Annotated in this window: 12 protein-coding genes; 3 read left to right on the top strand and 9 right to left on the bottom strand. The window is 32.4% G+C overall.

All coding sequences use genetic code 11. The features are described 5' to 3' along the window. Positions 1-274: 274 nt before the first annotated feature. The 9 genes from J8H85_RS07700 to J8H85_RS07660 all read right to left on the bottom strand — a co-directional run bounded on the left by J8H85_RS07700 (position 275) and on the right by J8H85_RS07660 (position 17,022). The gene (locus J8H85_RS07700; RefSeq protein ID WP_209654205.1) at positions 275-3,334 is read right to left on the bottom strand and encodes a fibronectin type III domain-containing protein; all 3,060 of its coding nucleotides are present in this window, start codon (positions 3,332-3,334) and stop codon (positions 275-277) included. Continuing rightward, positions 3,331-4,059 carry a hypothetical protein gene (locus J8H85_RS07695; RefSeq protein ID WP_209654203.1) on the bottom strand — a complete coding sequence of 243 codons (729 nt, stop codon included), beginning with the start codon at positions 4,057-4,059 and terminating at the stop codon, positions 3,331-3,333. The genes J8H85_RS07700 and J8H85_RS07695 overlap by 4 nt, the downstream gene beginning before the upstream one ends. A gap of 4 nt (positions 4,060-4,063) precedes the next feature. Next, a complete protein-coding gene (locus J8H85_RS07690) occupies positions 4,064-4,534 on the bottom strand; it encodes a T9SS type A sorting domain-containing protein (protein WP_209654200.1) in 471 nt (156 codons plus the stop codon). Between the two features lie 412 nt (positions 4,535-4,946). Then, entirely contained in the window at positions 4,947-6,038 is a 1,092-nt protein-coding gene (locus J8H85_RS07685; protein ID WP_209654198.1) for a GDP-L-fucose synthase family protein, read from the bottom strand. 84 nt (positions 6,039-6,122) lie between these two features. Then, positions 6,123-7,235 carry a GDP-mannose 4,6-dehydratase gene (gmd, locus tag J8H85_RS07680; protein WP_209654196.1) on the bottom strand — a complete coding sequence of 371 codons (1,113 nt, stop codon included), beginning with the start codon at positions 7,233-7,235 and terminating at the stop codon, positions 6,123-6,125. A gap of 254 nt (positions 7,236-7,489) precedes the next feature. Continuing rightward, positions 7,490-10,123 carry a non-ribosomal peptide synthetase family protein gene (locus J8H85_RS07675; protein ID WP_209654194.1) on the bottom strand — a complete coding sequence of 878 codons (2,634 nt, stop codon included), beginning with the start codon at positions 10,121-10,123 and terminating at the stop codon, positions 7,490-7,492. A 520-nt stretch (positions 10,124-10,643) separates the two neighbouring features. Beyond that, positions 10,644-11,768 carry an acyltransferase family protein gene (locus J8H85_RS07670; RefSeq protein WP_209654192.1) on the bottom strand — a complete coding sequence of 375 codons (1,125 nt, stop codon included), beginning with the start codon at positions 11,766-11,768 and terminating at the stop codon, positions 10,644-10,646. A gap of 474 nt (positions 11,769-12,242) precedes the next feature. Next, the gene (locus J8H85_RS07665; protein ID WP_209654190.1) at positions 12,243-13,037 is read right to left on the bottom strand and encodes a 4'-phosphopantetheinyl transferase family protein; all 795 of its coding nucleotides are present in this window, start codon (positions 13,035-13,037) and stop codon (positions 12,243-12,245) included. Further along, positions 13,024-17,022 carry a non-ribosomal peptide synthetase gene (locus J8H85_RS07660; RefSeq protein WP_209654188.1) on the bottom strand — a complete coding sequence of 1,333 codons (3,999 nt, stop codon included), beginning with the start codon at positions 17,020-17,022 and terminating at the stop codon, positions 13,024-13,026. Before J8H85_RS07660 ends, J8H85_RS07665 begins: the two co-directional genes overlap by 14 nt. Before the next feature lie 870 nt (positions 17,023-17,892). On the opposite strand from J8H85_RS07660, the gene J8H85_RS07655 reads away from it, so the two are divergent. The 3 genes from J8H85_RS07655 to J8H85_RS07645 are packed head-to-tail and all read left to right on the top strand — an operon-like array spanning position 17,893 to position 20,183. After that, the gene (locus J8H85_RS07655) at positions 17,893-18,711 is read left to right on the top strand and encodes an MlaE family ABC transporter permease (protein WP_209654186.1); all 819 of its coding nucleotides are present in this window, start codon (positions 17,893-17,895) and stop codon (positions 18,709-18,711) included. Continuing rightward, the gene (locus J8H85_RS07650; RefSeq protein WP_209654184.1) at positions 18,711-19,454 is read left to right on the top strand and encodes an ABC transporter ATP-binding protein; all 744 of its coding nucleotides are present in this window, start codon (positions 18,711-18,713) and stop codon (positions 19,452-19,454) included. Before J8H85_RS07655 ends, J8H85_RS07650 begins: the two co-directional genes overlap by 1 nt. Before the next feature lie 6 nt (positions 19,455-19,460). Beyond that, positions 19,461-20,183, top strand: a complete 723-nt coding sequence (locus J8H85_RS07645; protein ID WP_209654182.1) for an MlaD family protein — start codon at positions 19,461-19,463, stop codon at positions 20,181-20,183.

Here is a 20,183-nt window from a genome sequence, read left to right as displayed (position 1 = left end):
AATTATATAGAAGGTTTTGATTCAATCTTAAAATAAAATTGATTATGTACTTTATTTAGATTCTGATTTGGTGGTAGATGTTTTGGAGTTGATAATTATAGATTTTAATCTCATTTAAATAAATGTATCTGACATATCAATATATTATTTTTGGACAAACTTTTAGAAGAATCGCCAATAATGAATTTGAAGTTTTAATAAATAAATACGACAATGATATAATTTTTAAATGTTTATAAGATTATCATATTTGATTAAAGAGAAATTATTATGCTTAATGTTTTACAAATAATTGAGGATAGGGGTTTGGTGTGCCATCTATAATTGTTTTGTTTACACTGTCGCTTATATTTACAAACAACTTGCTCAATTCTGGTTGCAAGGCAAAATTACTGTTTACGAAACAGCCTTGATTCCATCGTCGTCCGCCACCTAACAGACCATTCAAGGTGCTATTAAATACATAAAAACTTTGGTCCCAGTGAACATCGGGAGAACACAGTGTTACAGTATCTAGGAAGTTAGAACCATATGATATGAAGCCTTTAGTGTTAAAAATATAGTTGGAAGAGTTTCCACTAAAATTTGAGTTGCAAAAAACTCCTGGTTCACCTTCAAATAAGAAACTACCAGTTAAATTTCCACCTGTGTTATTAGTAAAATCGCTATTAACAAAAATGGGGTAATTATTTCCGGAAAAATCTCCAATTTTTTTATTACCATCAAATTTACATTCCATCCAAGTATTTCCGCCACTGGCACGGTATGATTGCAACTCCAATGCATTATCGCAATTAATGAATTGACATCTATAATAAAATGTTTTATCCATATAACCTAATTCACTTTCATACCAATTATCTTGACCAGTATTTTCAAGACCATCATTAAAAATAGCAGTTCCACAATTCACAAAATTTACATATTCTAAATAATTATTATCAAAACCAAACATCTCATGGAAATGTATACCTATTGATTGATTTCTAAAAATGATATATTTCCATATATTGTAAGCTATTAGACGGGTTTCTTTCGGAAAATAAATTCCTTTACTACCCCCTTGAAGAGTTAAATGTGCTAAATGAATACTCATTTGTAAGTTTGGATCTGAATTTATAGTTATTAAAGGAAAATCATCTGTTATACCACATATTACAGTTTTACCTGTCCCCGATCCAATGATACCTTGGTTGATAAATTCATTTGCTTTTAAAGTTAATGATGATCCTATGTAATAAACTCCTTCGGGCAATTCCGCTATGGTATTAGTATCTATCAAGTTTTGAATGTATTGTTTACTATCAGGTTTCCCTATTCTTTCACTTTCCCAATTCGTTCCTAAAGGGTCTGGAAGTGTTTCCCAGTTGTATCTTTCAATGGGGGTATATTGGGGACCTAAAATCATACTTGTTAATTTTTCTTGTAATGTAGGGTCAGTAATAGTGACAGCAGTTTGCTCAACCCCATTTAAATACACAGAATTATATTGAGAACCATCACTATTACTAGGATGTGCTTTAAAATGTATACCTCCAGTTTCTACATCGTATAATTCCGTTCCGCTTAAAGTTTTTACACTAAATACATTTGTGCCTGCTCTTGCAACGCTTTTATAAGGACTTACGTTACTTATATATTTATTATAAAAATAAAGGTTTTCTGCTTGAATATCCCAAGCTGGTGTTTCGCATCCCGGGCAATAACCATTTCCCCCTCCCAAGTCTGTTATTTTTAAAGTTCCCATATTAGTTGCGGTAAACATAGCTTTGGTTGTTAAATTACTACCATTCCATCCTTCAGAATCCCCGCCTAAAAAGGTAATACTTTCTATATTATCTAATATGACTCCTTCAGCCCTCGGTGTTAACCAATTAGACCATACATGAACATTACCGTAGCTAGGAGTCGCACTATTTCCTAAAATCTTTAATGCAAGTGGTATATGCACTTGATGCCTATATACTCTATTGTTACGATAATAGCCCGATCTACTCATATCAAATAAAATACTGGATTTAACATCAATGAATAAATTGTCCTCTAACATTCCGCCCGTAGTAACTATATTTGACCACTTGATAGATTTTAGTAAACAGTTTTTAATTGGTGCACCTGATAAAAATTCAATTTCTTCATTCCAAATACATTGAATTTCAACATTTGAACTTCCGGAAGTTATAGCTATTTTGGGTGTTTGTGTTAATGATGGGTGTCCATATAATTTTTGATTACTTGACATTGTAATGACTGTTTTGTTATTAAAACCATAATCGCCTTTTTCTAATCTAACAGCACCATAAGTATCTAAAGCATTTTGTAAATTCGCTTTTTCAGCTAAAGGGAGTAAATAGGCCTTGAAGTATGGTATTTCTTCACGCATGTTTTCCGCTAAAAGAACAGCAAGTGTAGTGAACTCTGTAGTAGTGCTAACCTCAGACTTATTACCAGCATCATCAATAGCGCTAACAGTTAAACTGTAAACTGTATTAGCATTAAGCCCAGTTATAGAATAAGTAGTTACATTACCGGTTGATTCCACTAATAAAACACCATTATTGTAAATTTTATAATCGGTCACAGCCACATTATCTGTAGATGCCGTCCAAGTTAAAGTGGCGCTAGATTGCGTGATATCGCTAGCCACTAAATTTGTTGGAATTGATGGTGCAACAGTATCTACAAACAGGGTTGTGAAATTTATTGTATTACTGTCTTCGGATATATTTCCAGCAACATCTATTGCACGAAGCGTTAAGCTGTGGTTGGTATCAGGTGTAAGGCCAGTTAAATTAACAGAAGTACCATTATTGCCAATAGACGGTATTAAAAGTATTCCATTATTGTAAACTTGGTAATCTACAACACCAATATTATCGGTGGAAGCGGTCCATGAAAGGTCTGCGGTGGTTTCAGTAATGTTGCTCACTATCAAACCGGTAGGATTTGAAGGTGGCGTTGTATCAGGAGTACCGATAGTGCTAAAGGATTGTGCATTACTATTGCTGGAAATATTTCCAGCAGCATCTAAAGCTCTAACAGTTATATTATAGTTATTGGAAGGAGCTAATCCCGTAAGGGTAAAAGACGTTACATTGCCAATAGATGCCTTTATTAAGGTATTGTTGTTGTAAATATTATAATTGGTAACCGCTACATTATCTGTAGATGCTGTCCAAGTAATGTCAACCGCAGAAATTGCTATATTACTAACCACTACATTGGTGGGTGCCGTAGGAGCTATAACATCTGCTTCCTGTTGGTCTAGGCTATAATGGTAATTCTGCGAGACCGCCGCTGTGGAAAAAAGTAAAAATAAAATTATAAACCTCATTGTCCTGAAATTATATACGCATTCGTTCCTGTTTTTCTAAGCATACCAAACCGTACATTGCCCGAGGTACTTACATATTGCCCCGATCCACCTGCGGTATAATTGAGAGATACACCAGAACCTGCATTAATGGTTAGTGTAGCACCATTATGGGCTTCAAAGTTTATAGTATCTCCTATAGCCATGGAAGAAAAATTGGAGGATAATGTTAAAGTGGCATTGGCAGTACATGCAATCGTATTGTTTACATCCGAACTCGCAATAGTTCTAGAAGCAGTGAAAGGAATGATAGCTGCTTTATAAGGGTTTGGTCCCGTGATGCTGGTAGCGGTTTTAGCATGTAGTGCATAAGGGACACTTAACAGTTGGCTAGCTCCAATAACGCTGTAATTGGAACCTCCTGTAAGATCTACTTGTGTTTCTATAAAATAAGAAGCTTGAGACCAATTTATGGCACTAAAACTACCCGTTGACGGGGTACCATTACCTATAACCAAACTTACAAGTCCACTAGCATTGGTGGTGCCAGTATGGGTTTCTTCATAAACCGTAGTACCAGTGATGGTACCTTGACGGATAAGAATTTTGATACTTATATTAGAGTTTGCCACCAAACTATTATTGTTTCCTCGAATAATGGCTTGATAGCTTATTTTTTCTGGTGTTTGAGCAGATATGCTAACCGTTACGGCTAAAAAAAGTATGAAAGTAACTATATATTTCATTATTTTATTTTTTTAATATTTTAAATGTTTTGTAAAGGCTATTGTTAACAAATACACGCAAGATGTACATGGATGCACTTAAATGGTCTAAATGGATCTTTGTAGTATCTTCACTGATGTTTTTTTCCATTAAAAGTTGACCTTGATAATTGAAAAGTCGGTAAAAGTTATTTTGATTTTCAAATAAAAGCCCTTCGGTAGCAACGTTAACATAGTCGGTTGTAGGGTTAGGATAAATCAACACATGAACCTCGGGTGTTTCCGGTATGATGTCCGCTTCTCCTTCACCATCAATATCTTCGGGTAAATTATTTTCTTCCTCAGTGTCGTCTTGTGGAATTTCAGCATGTTGTATGCCTTGTTCTATACTATAACCTGTATCGTTTACATAGGTATAAACAACTTGTCCTATGGAATAACTTACCGAACCAGAATTGCCCGTTGCTGTACCACCTGAACTGTTAATTGATGCCATAAGCGGGGTGGTTTGACCCATTCCTTCAAATGAAAAAAATAATATTGAAAACAGCAGTAAATTTCTAATTATAAAAAATATAGACTTCACAGAATATTGGTTAGTTTTTTGTTGTTTTTTCTTATCAAAAATAGCATAATACTTAAAAACAAACGATTAAAGTCTTTTATTTTCGATAAAACACAAGTGTCTTTTCGATAAAGTGTTAATGCTGAACTTAAAATTGTAAAAAATTGAATTCATTAGTGTGATATACGCTTTTGATGACTTTTTGGATTATTATAAGCTATATTTTTTTTAATTTTAACGTTATTTTGGTGATTTCATCGATTATTTCAAAAACGAAGGTCTAACGAAATAGAAATATCTCGTTAGACCTTTATTAAACTTTAAATTTGAATCGCCTGCAAAATCAAGCACCCTCAGAGCAGTACCAATCATATACTTTTTTTATGCCTGTTTGTAAATCTATTGTATGTTTCCAACCTAACCCATGTAATTTTGATGGGTCGGTTAGCTTTTTCATGGTGCCATCCGGTTTGGTATCATTAAAATAAAGAGTGCCTTCAAAACCTATGATATCTTTAATCAAGTAAGCCAAATCTTTTATGGAAATATCGATACCTGTACCAATATTGATATGGGTATTACGTACTTCTTTGGTATTTTTGGCAAAACAGTCGTTAAAGTTGCGGTTTTCCATTAAAAACACACAGGCATCGGCCATATCTTCGCTACATAAAAATTCACGCATGGGTTTTCCGGTACCCCAAACTTCTAATTGAATGCTGTCTCCCTGCTTGCTAATACCATATTTAGTGAGTACCTGAAGGATACTTTTTTCAGAGGCACTGCCATTGATGTTTTCTATAGGCATGTGGTTTAAGTCTTTACGAATTAAATCCCAATTTTGAAGTTCTAAAGCTTTACCTAAATGCATTTTTCTAATAAGGGCAGGTAGCACATGCGATTTTTCCAAATCAAAATTGTCATGAGGCCCATATAAATTGGTAGGCATAACAGATATGAAATTTGTACCATACTGTATGTTATAGCTCTCGCACATTTTAATTCCTGCTATTTTAGCTATAGCATAAGGTTCATTGGTGTATTCCAAAACATCTGTAAGTAAATAATCCTCTTTCATGGGTTGAGGACAGTTTTTTGGGTAAATACAGGTACTTCCCAAAAACATCAATTTTTTTACGCCATGCAGATAACTTTGGTGCAATACATTGTTTTGAATCATGAGATTTTCATAAATAAAATCGGCACGATAGGTATTATTGGCAACAATACCACCCACTTTAGCCGCAGCTAAAAACACATAATCGGGTTTTTCACTGGCAAAAAAATGAGCCACTGCCGTACTATCTTTAAGATCTAGTTCACTATGGGTACGTGTAACAAAATCTGTATAACCTTTGGCTTTCAGGTTTTTTAATATGGCACTGCCAACTAAACCCCGGTGACCAGCAATATAAATTTTGGAATTTTTTTCCATGTTCTTTATTAAGTTGCAAAATTGAAAGTTGAAAAGTTTGACAGTTAAACAATTAAACGATTCAACAGTTAAACAATTAAAACATTATTCATAATAATTAAAAGTTTGATAACCACCTTCTTTAATGTGTTGGTCTTTTTGCATCACCTTCACATCACTGGCCATCATATCTTTAACCAAATCTTTCAATTCATATTCAGGAATCCATCCTAATTTGGTATTTGCTTTGGTAGCATCACCTATAAGTAATTCAACTTCTGTTGGTCTAAAATACTTAGGGTCTACGGCTAATACTTCTTTACCTATTTCTAAATTGAATTTAGGGTTTGAGCAAGATTTTACATAACCTTTCTCATCAACGCCCTCTCCTTTAAACTCTAATTCGATACCCACTTCACCGAAAGCCATTTTAACAAAATCGCGCACAGTGGTTGTTTTTCCTGTAGCAATAACCCAGTCTTCGGCTTCTTCAGCTTGAAGAATCATCCACATCATTCTTACATAATCTTTGGCATGCCCCCAGTCTCTTTTAGCATCTAAATTTCCAAGATATACTTTGTCTTGCAAACCAAGTGCTATTCTAGCGGTAGCTCGGGTAATTTTACGCGTTACGAAAGTTTCCCCACGAATGGGTGATTCGTGATTGAATAAAATACCATTACAAGCATACATGCCATAAGCTTCACGGTAGTTTACCGTAATCCAAAAAGCATACATTTTAGCTACTGCATACGGACTTCTAGGGTAAAAAGGTGTGGTTTCAGATTGGGGCACTTCTTGAACTTTTCCGTATAGTTCGGAAGTTGAGGCTTGGTAAATACGGGTCTTTTTTTCAAGACCTAATAAACGAACCGCATCTAAAATCCTTAAGGTTCCTAAACCATCGGCATTACCTGTGTATTCTGGAATTTCAAACGACACGTGTACATGACTCATGGCGGCTAGGTTATAAATTTCGTCTGGTTGGATTTCTTTGATAAGCCTGATTAAATTCGTGCTATCCGTCATATCGCCGTAATGCAAGAAAAAATTTCGATTATCTACATGCGGGTCTTGATACAAGTGGTCAATACGATCGGTGTTAAACAATGAAGACCGTCTTTTTAAACCATGTACTTGATAGCCTTTTTTTAATAAAAATTCACTAAGATAGGCACCATCTTGTCCGGTTACGCCAGTAATAAATGCTACTTTCATATATTATTTGAATTGAAATATTAAGCTCGAAATTAAGATAATATTTGTTTTTTTCTATATGAAATAAGAGAATTTCTTAATAAATGGGGATTTCTAAAAATTAGGAGCTAATTCTTATGGTTTCAACAATTTGTGACCGTTAATTGATTAAGTTTTTCCTAATTATAAATTACATGGGATAGGTAAGAACGGGGGTTTTCTTAATGTTTTATGATTTCTTCAAAAGAGTTTGGTGTTTAGGTTCTAGAAAATTTTTATTGATTGTTGTTTCTTAAATCCAATACACTTTGAAAAATACGAGCCAATTCTTTTGCATTTTCAGAACTTAGAAGGGTATCATGATTTCCAGGGGTTCTATGAACGTTTACACCATTTAATGCAAAATTCTGCCATCCTGTAAATGTTGTATCATCAACATAGGCGATATGCTCCTCTGCTTTAAATAAATCGACAATGACATGCTGAGAGGTCATATAATAACGATTTTTTATAGGATGAATGATGCTTTCAGTTTTAATGAATTCTTCATGCTTTATTTGCTCTTGATCTGTTTCGAAATTTTTAGGATGTAAATATCTTTGAGATAAAAACTCCTTTTTACGATTCAAATGCAATTTAACATGACCCCAACTTTGAGTCATTTCTTTTAAAAAATTCAATCTTCTTTTATTTTTATAAGCTAACATAGCTGCTTTTTTAAGTAAAGGAGATGCGTGGTAAAAGTGTGGCTCTATAGCAGTATCTAATAACCCAACCATGGTTACCTTTTTACCTTGCTCTGTAAGTTTTCTTGCCATTTCGTAGGCTATAATACCACCAAAAGAATAGCCAGCTAAAGCAAAAGTTCCTTCAGGGTTCGCGTCTATAATGGTGTCTACATAATGAGCTGCTATTTTCTCAATAGTGTCATATGTGGTTGTAGAATTGAAAAGGTCTTTTGCTTGGAGCCCATAAACAGGTTGGTTTGCATCTAAGTTATCTGATAATTCTTTAAAAATTAAAACTTCCAGACCAGCACCGTGCACTATATAAACCGGTGTTTTGTTTCCTTGGGGTTTTATAGGAACTAAAGAGCCCCATGTATCTATATTTTCAGAATTTAATAGTTGAGAGAATTTTTCAATAGTAGAATATTCAAATAAAGAAGATAATGGAAGGGTTTTTCCTGTTTCTTTTTCAATGTCATTCATAACTTGAATGGCTATGAGTGAATTGCCTCCTAATTCAAAAAAATTATTTCGAATGTCTACATAATCAATATGTAGGTATTTTTCCCAGATGCCAGCAATGAGTTTTTCGGTATCTGTTTTTGGCTCTGAAATAGAGCTTGATTCAATTTTTATTGTTTCTGAATATAAAAGCGCTTGTCTGTCTAATTTTCCATTAGGAGTAGTTGGAAATTCTTTAACAACTTTAATTTGGTTTGGAACAAAATACGAAGGTAATTTATCTGTTAAATTTGATTTCCATTCGTTAATATGCTCACTAGTGAATTTTTCAAAAACTATAGGTTTTACAAAAGCGATTAGTATATCATTATGGACAAGTACAACTGCTTCTTGTATGTGGTTTAAAAGGATGAGGTTTTTTTCAATCTCTTCTGGTTCAATACGGTAGCCACGTATTTTTATTTGATGATCTGTTCTACCTAAGCATTGTATATTGTTTGAAGGTAATAATATCCCTAAATCGCCTGTTTTATAAAGTAATGTATTCGTATTTGAGTTGAATGTATTTTTTATAAATTTCTCTGCAGTTAATTCTGGGCGTTTCCAATAACCTTCTGCAACACCATCTCCAGCAATGGTTATCTCTCCAATAGTTCCTGGTTTTGCTAGCAGACCTGATGCATTTAATAAAAAAACTTGTGTATTGGCAATGGGTTTGCCTATGGTAATTAATTCGTCATCAGGTTTTATTTCTTTTATAGTGGACCATATAGTGGTTTCTGTAGGGCCATACATATTCCACAGTTTTTTACATTTAGATAATATTTTTTGTGCAAGTTCTGAAGTTAAAGCTTCACCCCCACACAAAGCTGTAATAGGTAGTGGTTGTTCCCATTTTGATTCTAATAACATTTTCCAAGTAGTAGGCGTTGCTTGTACAATACTTATCTTTTTAGTTTTTAGTATATCATGTAATAACTCTCCATTACGAGCTGTTTCAGCATCTACCATTATAATACATGCGCCATTTAAAAGTGGTAAAAAGAGTTCAAGACCTGCAATATCAAATGAAATAGTTGTGATTGCTAAAAGCTTATCGTTTTCAGTAATACCAGGTTCCTTAGAGATACTAAATAAAAAATTCACTAGGTTTTTATGCGATATGGGAACACCTTTTGGTTTCCCCGTAGAACCTGATGTGTAAAGAATATAAGCAAGATCATTTTGGTTAACAACAATATTTAAAGGAGTGTTGAGAAGCGTTTTTTCTTGAGATAATGCATCTTCAATATATAACTGTTTAATAGAATCATCAATATGTAATGTATTATCTTTATTTGTAATAAGGTGTTTTGCTTGAGAATCTATTAGTATAAATTCTAATCTAGACTTTGGGTAATTAGGATCTAACGGAACATAGGCGGCACCACATTGTAAAATAGCCATTAGTGTAGCCAATAATTCTGGATCCCGATTTAAAGATACGCCTACTAAGGCTCCAGCACATACCCCTTGATTTACTAAATAATGCGATAATTGATTCGCTCTTTTTTGCAATGCTTCATAGGAAACACAGGAGCCTTTAAATTCTATAGCTGTTTTGTTAGAAAATAGTTTAGCTTGGTTATGTAACAATACGTGCAACGGTTCTGTTGGGTAAACAGCTTCCGTATTGTTTAGTTCATTATAATAAGATAAATAAGTTTTATTGCTATTCATTTTTTTATACAGCTATATTATTAAATGTAATTTGTAATACGTTCTAATTAAAACTAACAAAATCATCAAATAAGCTTAATGATAAAATACATGTGGGATAGATTGTACTCAATAGACTATAAATTTTAATTTAACAGATTGTTTTAATACAATTCTGCCATAAAGTTTGTGTTTTAAAATTATTTAGTGCTATTAATTGAAATTCAATGTTTATTAAGAAAAATAACAGTTATTTCTAAGGCAAAAATATCATGTTAATAATTATAATATTGTATTTTTCTATACACAGCAATTATAATCGATGAATTACATTATTTGAAAAATATTATTAGTTAGCTGTAAATTAAATAAAATCATTTACATAAATTTTATCTTAAGTGGTTGGTTTTTAGTGTTTTATTGTAATAAGACGCAAAGGATGTTAAAAACTGAATTTCACACACGTTAAGTAATCATTTCTAACGAAATACAAGAAAACAAGCATTGCATTTTGCTTTTATTAATGATGTTTCTTTTGAAGTTAGGCCAATGATATTTCTTTTGGAATAATTCTGCTAATATATTTAGATTTTAATAACTTAATTTCTATATCCTTTAATTCAATCGTTTTTAAGGGGTAAAACAAAAGACGAACAATAGTTACTCGCTTTAATAGCATATAAATTAGACAACAAAGTACTATGTTTAAGAAAAATAAAAATGTATGCAATAAAGGGTTGTAAGTTTCTAGATCAAACATGGTGGAAAATACATCTTTAATAAATATGTGATAGGCCAAAATAAAAAAGCTAGCTTTGGAACAATAGACTAAAACAGAATTTAGGATGGGTATTTTTTCAATAAAACTACATAAATAAATAATGGTAAATACACCGAATAGCGATAGGATTAAAAGATAATGATAATTAAAATGAAGTCCAGCTAAATTTAAATCAACATCAAAGTTTAATTCGTAAAGGGTAACGTACGATATTAAAAATAAAATTGGAAATAAAATCATTTTTTTATTATAAAAAAATGAAGTCCCATTAAAAAATCTTAGGCTTATTTTTTTGAAACCATAACCTAAAAATAAATAAGTAAAAAATGAAGGTATATATTCAGACCAATAAAATTTTGTTTTAATGGCATTCAAAATTAATAATACTATAAAAAAAATGCTTAAAAGCAGGTAATTAAAAGGTTTCTTTAAATTTGAAATTACTAAAAATCCTTTTAAGCATATCTGCCCTAAAAATAAAGCTGTTATAAACCAAAATGACACGTTTACAACATCAAAACTTCCGTGGAAAAATGATCGCGGCAAATTTAGAATGTATTGTAAAATATCATGCAGAATTATCCTGTCAGAGGTCACCAAATAAAGTATTATATTTAACAATGTTAAGCTAAATAAAAACCCTATTAAAGGTTTTATGAGACCATCAACTTTATGATAAAAAAAACTTTTGAAATCCAATCGATCGCTTAGAAGATATCCCGATATAAAAATGAATGTAGGCATTTTAAAAATAATTGCAACATTTTGAAAAGATATTAAGGTAGGATAAGTTTCCAAAAAAGGGTAGCGACTCATGGTCATTAGTATGATACTAATGCCCTTTGCTACATCAAAAATTTTAATTCGTTTTTTATTTTGTATCATAAATAGTACTTATATAATTTTGGGTTAAGCTTCTAAAACCTGGGGACTTTGGAAACAAACTTGTAAAAAATAAAAACTATTAGATAATTAACAACAAAAAAAATTGCTGCTATATAGCATTAGGGATTGGCAATATTAAAGTTTTTTATTGCAATAAAAAAAACAATTTGCAATCTGTTGCTATTTTTTCGATTTTGCCCAAATAGATTGGAAATATTACGTTTTTGATAATTAACAGGATTTTTTTTTTGATATTTTAAACCGTAAGTTTTCCATTATAATTGAAACCACCTAAGTAGAAACCATATCAATGGTCGAATTTTTTTATAAAAGGGCTAAAGTTTATTTAGATATTATGAAACAAGAAAGTTGAGAAATTTAATAAGTGGTTGCTTGGGCATAGAATTGCATATGATGGAGTAAGAGAAACTTAAGAAGGGGAAGGCGTTTTTAAAAGTATCTAAATTGATTGGGTCAATCGATACTTAGTTGAGCCATTTTAAGTAAACCCTTCATAGTATTAGGCACCGTAAACAATACGGGTTCTATTAAATATGTTGATGAACCTTCCATTGCTACCGCAGCCAAATAATGATTTCCAACATTAAAACTACATACCTGCCAGTCTTCAGTGTTTTGTATTAGGCCAGAAGGGATCTCATGTTGCCCATCTAAACAAGGGATATATCTAAAATCATCATCAATACCTTTTCCAATACCCTTAACAAAAGCCTCTTTTCGTGTCCACAAGGTGTAGAACGTTTGTTTTTTATTTACAGCATTTTGGATTATTGAGGTTTCTTCCTTCCCAAAAACATTTTGGATGAGGTTGTTGAAATTAAAATCATCAGACATATGTTCAATATCAATGCCTATTTTTTTTCGAGAAATGGCAATAAGCGCATAGTCTTCAGCATGTGAACTGTTAAATTGAAGCCATGGATGAGAGGCCAAATATGGTTTTTTATTTGAATGATAATCAAACGCAATAGTTCGTACATCTAACTTGGTATAGGCTGCTAAAATAAATTTTAAGATAGCTCTATAAATGATGAATCGATGTCGGTCTATATCCCTGTGAAAACGTTCGGCTCTGCCAATCTCATTTAAATTTAGATATCTTTTTAAATCGCTTTCTAAGTTGAGGAAATCGGGTAAATAAATACTATAAATGATGCTATCATTGGCAATGAAAGAAGTTTCTTTATTAGGTATTGATTTAACACTCTTTACATTTGAAAATGAAATAAGGATTTTAGATGTTGGCATGTTTTTTATCTAAAATATCCTGTAACATTCTCGCTAACTTTTTATCATTTGGAGGTGCCACTATATTTAGATGATTCCCAGAAATATTATGAATATTAACGCCTTTTAAAGCAGCTCTTTTCCATCCTAAGTGTTCTGGGTCTAATTTGTAACTATCATCATCTTTTGCTCGAAATAACTCCACTTCAAAATCTTGTGGCTTAAGTTGAAATTTATCCACAATTTTTGAAACCATGGCATCAGCTTCTACGTAAAGTTCATGTGCTACAACTTCCTGTTCTGTCATATCATCCTTTAAACCAAAGTATTTTTTCTGTAGATACACTTTTTTTGTATTAGCCCTTAATTTTAAGGCTTCCCAACTTGTTAGCATTTGCCATAAATAATCTACACGTCTATACGTACGATCATAATATCTAACCAATCTTTTTTGTAAAAGTGAGGCACAATAATAAGAGGAATCTACATTTGAGTCTAATGCAGCAATGAGGCTCACTGTTTTACCCTGTTCTTTTAATTGGCGAGCCATTTCAAAAGCAACTACGCCACCAAAAGAAAACCCTGCTACAGCATAAGGTCCTTGAGGATGAACTTCCATAATAGATTCAATGTAGCGTGCCGCCATAGCTTCAACAGATTCAAACCAGTTATCATAACCATTAGGTCCAACACCTTGCAGCCCATAAACGGGTTGGTCTTCATCAAAATGATTTATGACGTGTGCAAAATTTAAAATGTTCAGTCCTTTCCCATGAACGATGAAAAGAGGTGTTTTTGTTCCATTTGGCTTGAGCGGTACTAAATAATCTGAAGAAATTTCATTTTCAACAGTTAATAATTTGGCAAATTTTTCAATGGTGGAATGTTGGAACAATGCAGAAAGAGGAATGCGTATCCCTGTTTTGTTTTCTATAGCTACCATAACGTTTACCGCCATAATAGAATGCCCGCCCATCTCAAAAAAGTTACTAAAAATATCTATTTTCTCTTTTTTTAATATGTCTTGCCAAATGCTTGCGACTAACTTTTCTTCTTTTGTTCTCGGCTCTGTGCAGGCATCTTCATTTTCAGAAGTTGATTTATACTCCAGCAATGCCGTACGGTCTACTTTATCGTTTAAAGTTCTAGGCATTTTATCAAGAATATGAAAAACATGCGGTACCATAAAAGTTGGTAGTTGTGATGCCAATTCATTTCTCCATGATCTAATTTCATCAAGTTCTGTAGTAAATTCATAATCAACTACAACAAAAGCAACAAGAATATCTTTTTTAGCCAATACAATGGCCGACTTTATGCCTTTTATGGAAGTTAATGCATGTTCTATTTCTCCAATTTCAATGCGGTGCCCTCTTACTTTAACTTGATGGTCAATACGTCCCAAACACATCACTTCATTGCTAGGAAGTAATTTGCCTATATCACCAGAAAGGTACATGATAGCATCCTTTTTATCTGAAAACTTATTAGGAATATATTTTGCAGCTGTTAATTCAGGTTTTCCTAAATATCCTTTTCCAACACCGTCCCCTCCAATGGCAATCTCGCCAATAGCGTTTGGAGGCAATAGGTTTAAATGCTCATCAACAATGTAATATTGCATATTGGCAATAGGAGCACCAACAGAAATGATGGTTTCTTCGTTTTTTATGTGTTTACAAGAAGAAAAAATAGTTACTTCAGTAGGGCCATACAAGGTCCAAAGTTCATCACTCCTATCTATAAGTTCTTTGGCCAGTTTAGCGGGTAAAGGTTCGCCACAACACCATATTTTTATTGGTAATTTTTTATTCCATCCTGAATCTAAAAGCATTTGATAGGTGGTTGGTGTTGCTACAACTAAGGATATTTTTTCCTTATCTAGCATTTCTAAAAATAATCTACCATCGCTTGGTGTTTCATGGTCTGGTATCACTAAAACAGCACCTTTGAATAAAGGGAAAAACAACTCAAAACTAGCAATATCAAAAGATATGGTAGAAATAAAAGGAACTCTATCGGTTTCCGTTATACCTGGTTCAACCTCTAGGGAATAAAATAAATTAACTACATTTCTATTCGTTATTTTTGCTCCTTTGGGTTTTCCGGTAGAACCAGAAGTATATAAAAGGTACAATACGTTTTCTGGGTCTACAAACCTTTCAAGCTTTGTTTCAGGGTATTGACTTAATGATTCCATCGCATCATCTATCAAAATGGTATTAGAACATTTTGGTAATGATAATGACAATGCCTTACTGGTTAATAAGTATTTAGCTTCAGAATCTTCCATCATATATTCTACACGCTTAGCGGGGTATTCATGATCTAAAGGAAGATAGGCAGCACCACATTGAATAATTGCTAAAATGGCATATACTAATTCTGGACTTCTTGGATAAGAAACCGCGATATAATCACCAGATTGAACACCTTGGGCTTCTAAATAATGTGCAAATTGATTTACCTTAATGTGTAAATCTTTATAGGTTATTTGAGTATTTTTATATTCAATAGCAATATTGTTAGGGGAAATTTCAGATCGTTTGTTTAGTATTTCAGATAATGAAACTTTGGGGTAGGGCGTTTCAGTATCATTTAGCTTCGTATAATCGGCTAGATAATCACCTTTTATAATATCTGCTAATGGGCTGTTTTGTTCTGAAATGAGTTTGCTTATGGTGTCTTCAAATGAAGTCATCATTTTATGTATGGTTTCTTCCTTAAAAAGTGACGTATTATAATAACATTGAAGGGTAGGTACATTTTTGGACATGCAAGCATGAATTTGCATTTCAAAAGAAGCATAAGCTCTTGGGTTAATTTCAAACTCATAGGTGAGCCCCATAAAGGAATACTCAGTTTCTATATCCCTATTTAAATCGACCGTTAAAGTAATAGGTACCATGGGTACTCTGGAAGGGTCTCTAGCAATAGCTAACTTTTGCAAAAGATGCCCGAAACTAACTTGTTGATGTAAATAAGATTCAATTATTGCTGGATTTCTTTGTTTTAGGTAGTCTACAAAGCTAATATTGGTATTTATTTTAGTTCGTAACGGGAGCAGGTTTGCACAATCTCCAATTAAATGTTTCATGTTGTATTGCCTATTTCCTGAAACAGGAAACCCAACTACAATGTCTTTTTGACCAGTGATTTTGCATATAAAAATTTCGTACGCCGCAAGCAAACTGGTTGTTAAACTACAATCGGCACTGTTTGCTAACTGTCTTAATGAATTTATTAGTTTAATATCAATAGGAAAATCAACGCGTGTGCTATTGTATGTGCGTAATGGAGGTCGGGTTTCATCTATAGGTAATTCCATGGTTGGAACAGAATCTTTATAGATATCAAGCCAAAAATCTTCTATCTGTTTGTATTCGTTGTTTTCTTTTAAAGCATTTACTTTTTTTGCATATTCACTAAAACGTTCTGGAGTTTTTAGTTTTGGTATTGTATTTTCAATATGGGCAGAATAAATAATACTAAGCTCTTCTACTATTATGTTAATACTTAATCCATCTCCAATAATATGATGGTGTGTAAGTACTAAAATGTTTTCTAAATCATCGAGTTTAATTAATTTAACTTTGAATAAAGGGCCTTCAACGAGATTAAAAAGATAATTAACTTCGCTATCTATTATATTTTTTTTAGCGCTTTCCTTTTCATCTTCAGGAATTTGAGAGATATCATCAACGCTTATTTCGGTTTTAAGATCCTTGAAGAGATTCATATAAATACCATCAGAACTGAACGAAGTTCTCAAACATTCATGACGCTCAACTAAAATGTTCACGGCTTGTTGTAATGCTTCTAAAACTAAATCACCTTTGAATGTAATGGAATAAGAAAGATTATAAGACTTATTGGCATCATCACCTCCTATTATACAATCTGTCCATATTTCTAATTGTGTATTTGTGGTATTGATAACACTTTCAATGTTGTGTAAAAGTGGATCCAATTGAGTTTTGTTTTGATTGTGAGATTGAACTTTCATTTTTTACGTAGGATTTATATTAAATATTGTATTGGGGGTTTTTATTTTGAGTTTATACTTTTTGTTTGCACTAAATTTTAATTTGTAGTTCAATTAGAATCATTAAGTTTTTTAAACTTATGAATCATAAAAAAACTTGGTTTAATATTTATTATTCATGTAAAAAGTGAAAATATAGGTTATTCTCATAATGACTTCAATGAGGGAAATGAAGCCTAATAGTCTATAAATTTTATTTTAACATGTTGTACTAGCAAAATATTGCTAGAATGATTTGTTGTTTAAAATTATTATGTGCTATTAATCGAAAACCAATACTTATATATAGGGACTAAATTGATTTCTGGCTTAAAAATATTACGTTATAAATTAAGATTGGTCAACAATCCTATATATAGCAATTATATTCGTTGAATTACTGTTTATTAAAGTGAGCCATAACACAGTAATGGTAGGGTAAGTGAGGTGTTTTAGATGATTGTTTTTGGGTGAATGTTTTATGTTTTAGGGGTATTTTTGTTTTTATTGAAAAATTGAAAAAAAAGTATCTGTAAAATTATATAAAGGTCAAAAAAACGTTAAAATTATATGAATGTAAAAATATATTCAAATTTTAAAACTCATGAAATTTTGCGTTTTAAAATTTGTGGAGGCACTGGCTGGACGATAGTCGAATTATTTTAATAAAGATTCAAAAATTGTAAAATCTGTGGCAATTAATTAAAGTAATGAAACTAGAAAAGATAAAAAATTAATATTCAATTTGACTATTTTAAATTCATTGATATTCTATAATAAAACATTAAAATCTTATAAATTTTAAACATTTGAAAGCATGTAACTTTATAGGCATATTTAAAGACAATAACTATGCCTGATAAATTACATAATCAAGAAGAATCCTCTTTAAATCTCAATTCGTTTCTTACTTTAATAAAAGATAAAAGCAACTCATTTTTTATCGATGTTGCGAATGTTATTGAATATTTACAAACAGTATTAAGAAACTTGTTTACCAAAACATTTGAATTTCAGGAATTTTTAAAACAATGTTATCAAATCGGGAATAAATCGGTGGGGTTAATTTCCATTACAGGTATTATTGTAGGTTTGGTTTTAACCATTCAATCCAGACCGGCGTTGGTAGAGTTTGGGGCTGTTGCCATGTTGCCAGGTATGGTGGCTATTTCTATAATAAGGGAAATGGGACCCGTAATCACAGCTTTAATTTGTGCAGGTAAAATAGGCTCTAGTATGGGAGCTGAATTAGGCTCTATGCGGGTTACCGAGCAAATTGATGCCATGGAGGTTTCAAACACAAACCCCATAAATTTTCTAATTATCCCCAGGGTTTTAGCGGCTACTGTAATGATTCCCATACTTACTTTATATGCCGATGCTATTGGGATTTTCGGAAGTTGGTTAGGTATTAACCTTAAAGACAATGTAAGTTTGGATTTGTTTATAAACCAAGCATTTGCCCAAGTAGAGTTTATTGATGTATTTCCTGCGGTTATAAAAACCTTCTTTTTTGGAGCTGTTATTGGGTTAGTGGGCTGTTACAAAGGATACAATGCAGGCAGAGGTACCGAAAGTGTTGGTATTGCTGCAAATTCGGCCGTAGTTACCGCATCGTTATTATTAATTATTGTAGACTTAATTGCTGTACAAATAACCGATTTATTCTAATGGAAAAAAAAGCAAATAACGTTCTTATAGGAATAAATGATCTCAAAAAAAGTTTTGGAGATCAAAAGGTTTTAGATGGCATAAATTTAGAACTACATGATAATGAAAATTTAGTGGTGTTAGGAAAGTCAGGTTCAGGAAAGTCGGTTTTAATCAAATGTATTGTCAGCCTTTTAAAGCATGATGAAGGTAGTATTAAAGTGGGAGAGTATGAGCTAACCGACATTAACGAAGAAGATTTAATTGAAGTCCGAAAAAAAATAGGATTCCTTTTTCAAAGTGCGGCTTTATATGATTCTATGACGGTTAGGGAAAATTTAACTTTTGCGCTTTCAAGATTAAAGGAAGGGTTTTCTGAAGAAGAAATGAACAATAAAATTGTTGAAGCTTTAGAAAATGTAGGCATGCCAGATTCCATTGATAAAATGCCCTCAGAATTATCAGGTGGGATGAAGAAAAGGATTGGTTTAGCAAGAACACTGGTAGTAAATCCCGATATCATTTTATACGATGAGCCTACCACGGGTTTAGATCCTGTAACGTCTCACGAAATAAGTAATTTGATAAATGATACTAAGGGAAAATTCAAAAATTCATCCATTATCATCACGCATGACATTAACTGCGTAAAAACGGTTGCCGATCGAATTGCCATGATAAAAGATGGGAAAGTTTACAAAGTAGGCAGTTTGGAAGCATTTATTAATGACGACGATTCATACATACAATCATTTTTTAAATAGAAAATTATGAAGACGAATAAAAACGCATATAAAATAAAACTGGGAATATTTGTTTCCTTAGGACTTTTGATACTTTTTGTAATTATTTTTTTTATAGGAAGTAACCAAAATTTATTTAGTTCAAAGTTTAAAATCAGTACCAATTTCCGAAATGTGAGTGGGCTCCAAGTTGGTGGTCAGGTACGCTTTTCAGGAATTGCAGTAGGTACTATAGAAAGCATATCAATTACTAACGATTCTACCGTAAATGTGGTAGCTATGATGGACAAAAATGTGAAAAAGTTCATTAAGAAGGATAGTAGAGCATCCATAACTTCGGAAGGTGTTATTGGAGATAAACTTTTAATGATTTCACAAGGCAGTACAAATTCTCCAGAAGTTAAAGATGGTGCATCAATAAAATCGGTTGAGCCAGTTGAATTCGATGATATTTTGGCATCCGTTAAAATAACTGCAGAAAATGCCGAAGTTATTACGGACGAATTAGCAACTATGTTAATAGATATTAATGAAGGGCAGGGAACTTTAGGAAGATTGTTGAACGATGAAGGCGTTGCTGAGGATATGGAAAAAACCATGGAAAATTTAAGAAAGGGATCCAAAGGTTTAGAACAAAACATGGAAGCGGCTAAACATAATTTCCTGCTAAGAGGTTATTTTAGAAAGAAAGAAAAGGAAAGGGAAAAAGCTAGAGAAGAAGCAGAGAAACAAGCAGAAAAAGATAAATAA

It is taken from the genome of Mariniflexile gromovii, from assembly GCF_017814435.1.
Taxonomy (GTDB): domain Bacteria; phylum Bacteroidota; class Bacteroidia; order Flavobacteriales; family Flavobacteriaceae; genus Mariniflexile; species Mariniflexile gromovii.
The sequence above is the reverse complement of the archived record's forward strand: the minus strand, read 5'-3'. Positions and strand labels throughout refer to the sequence as shown.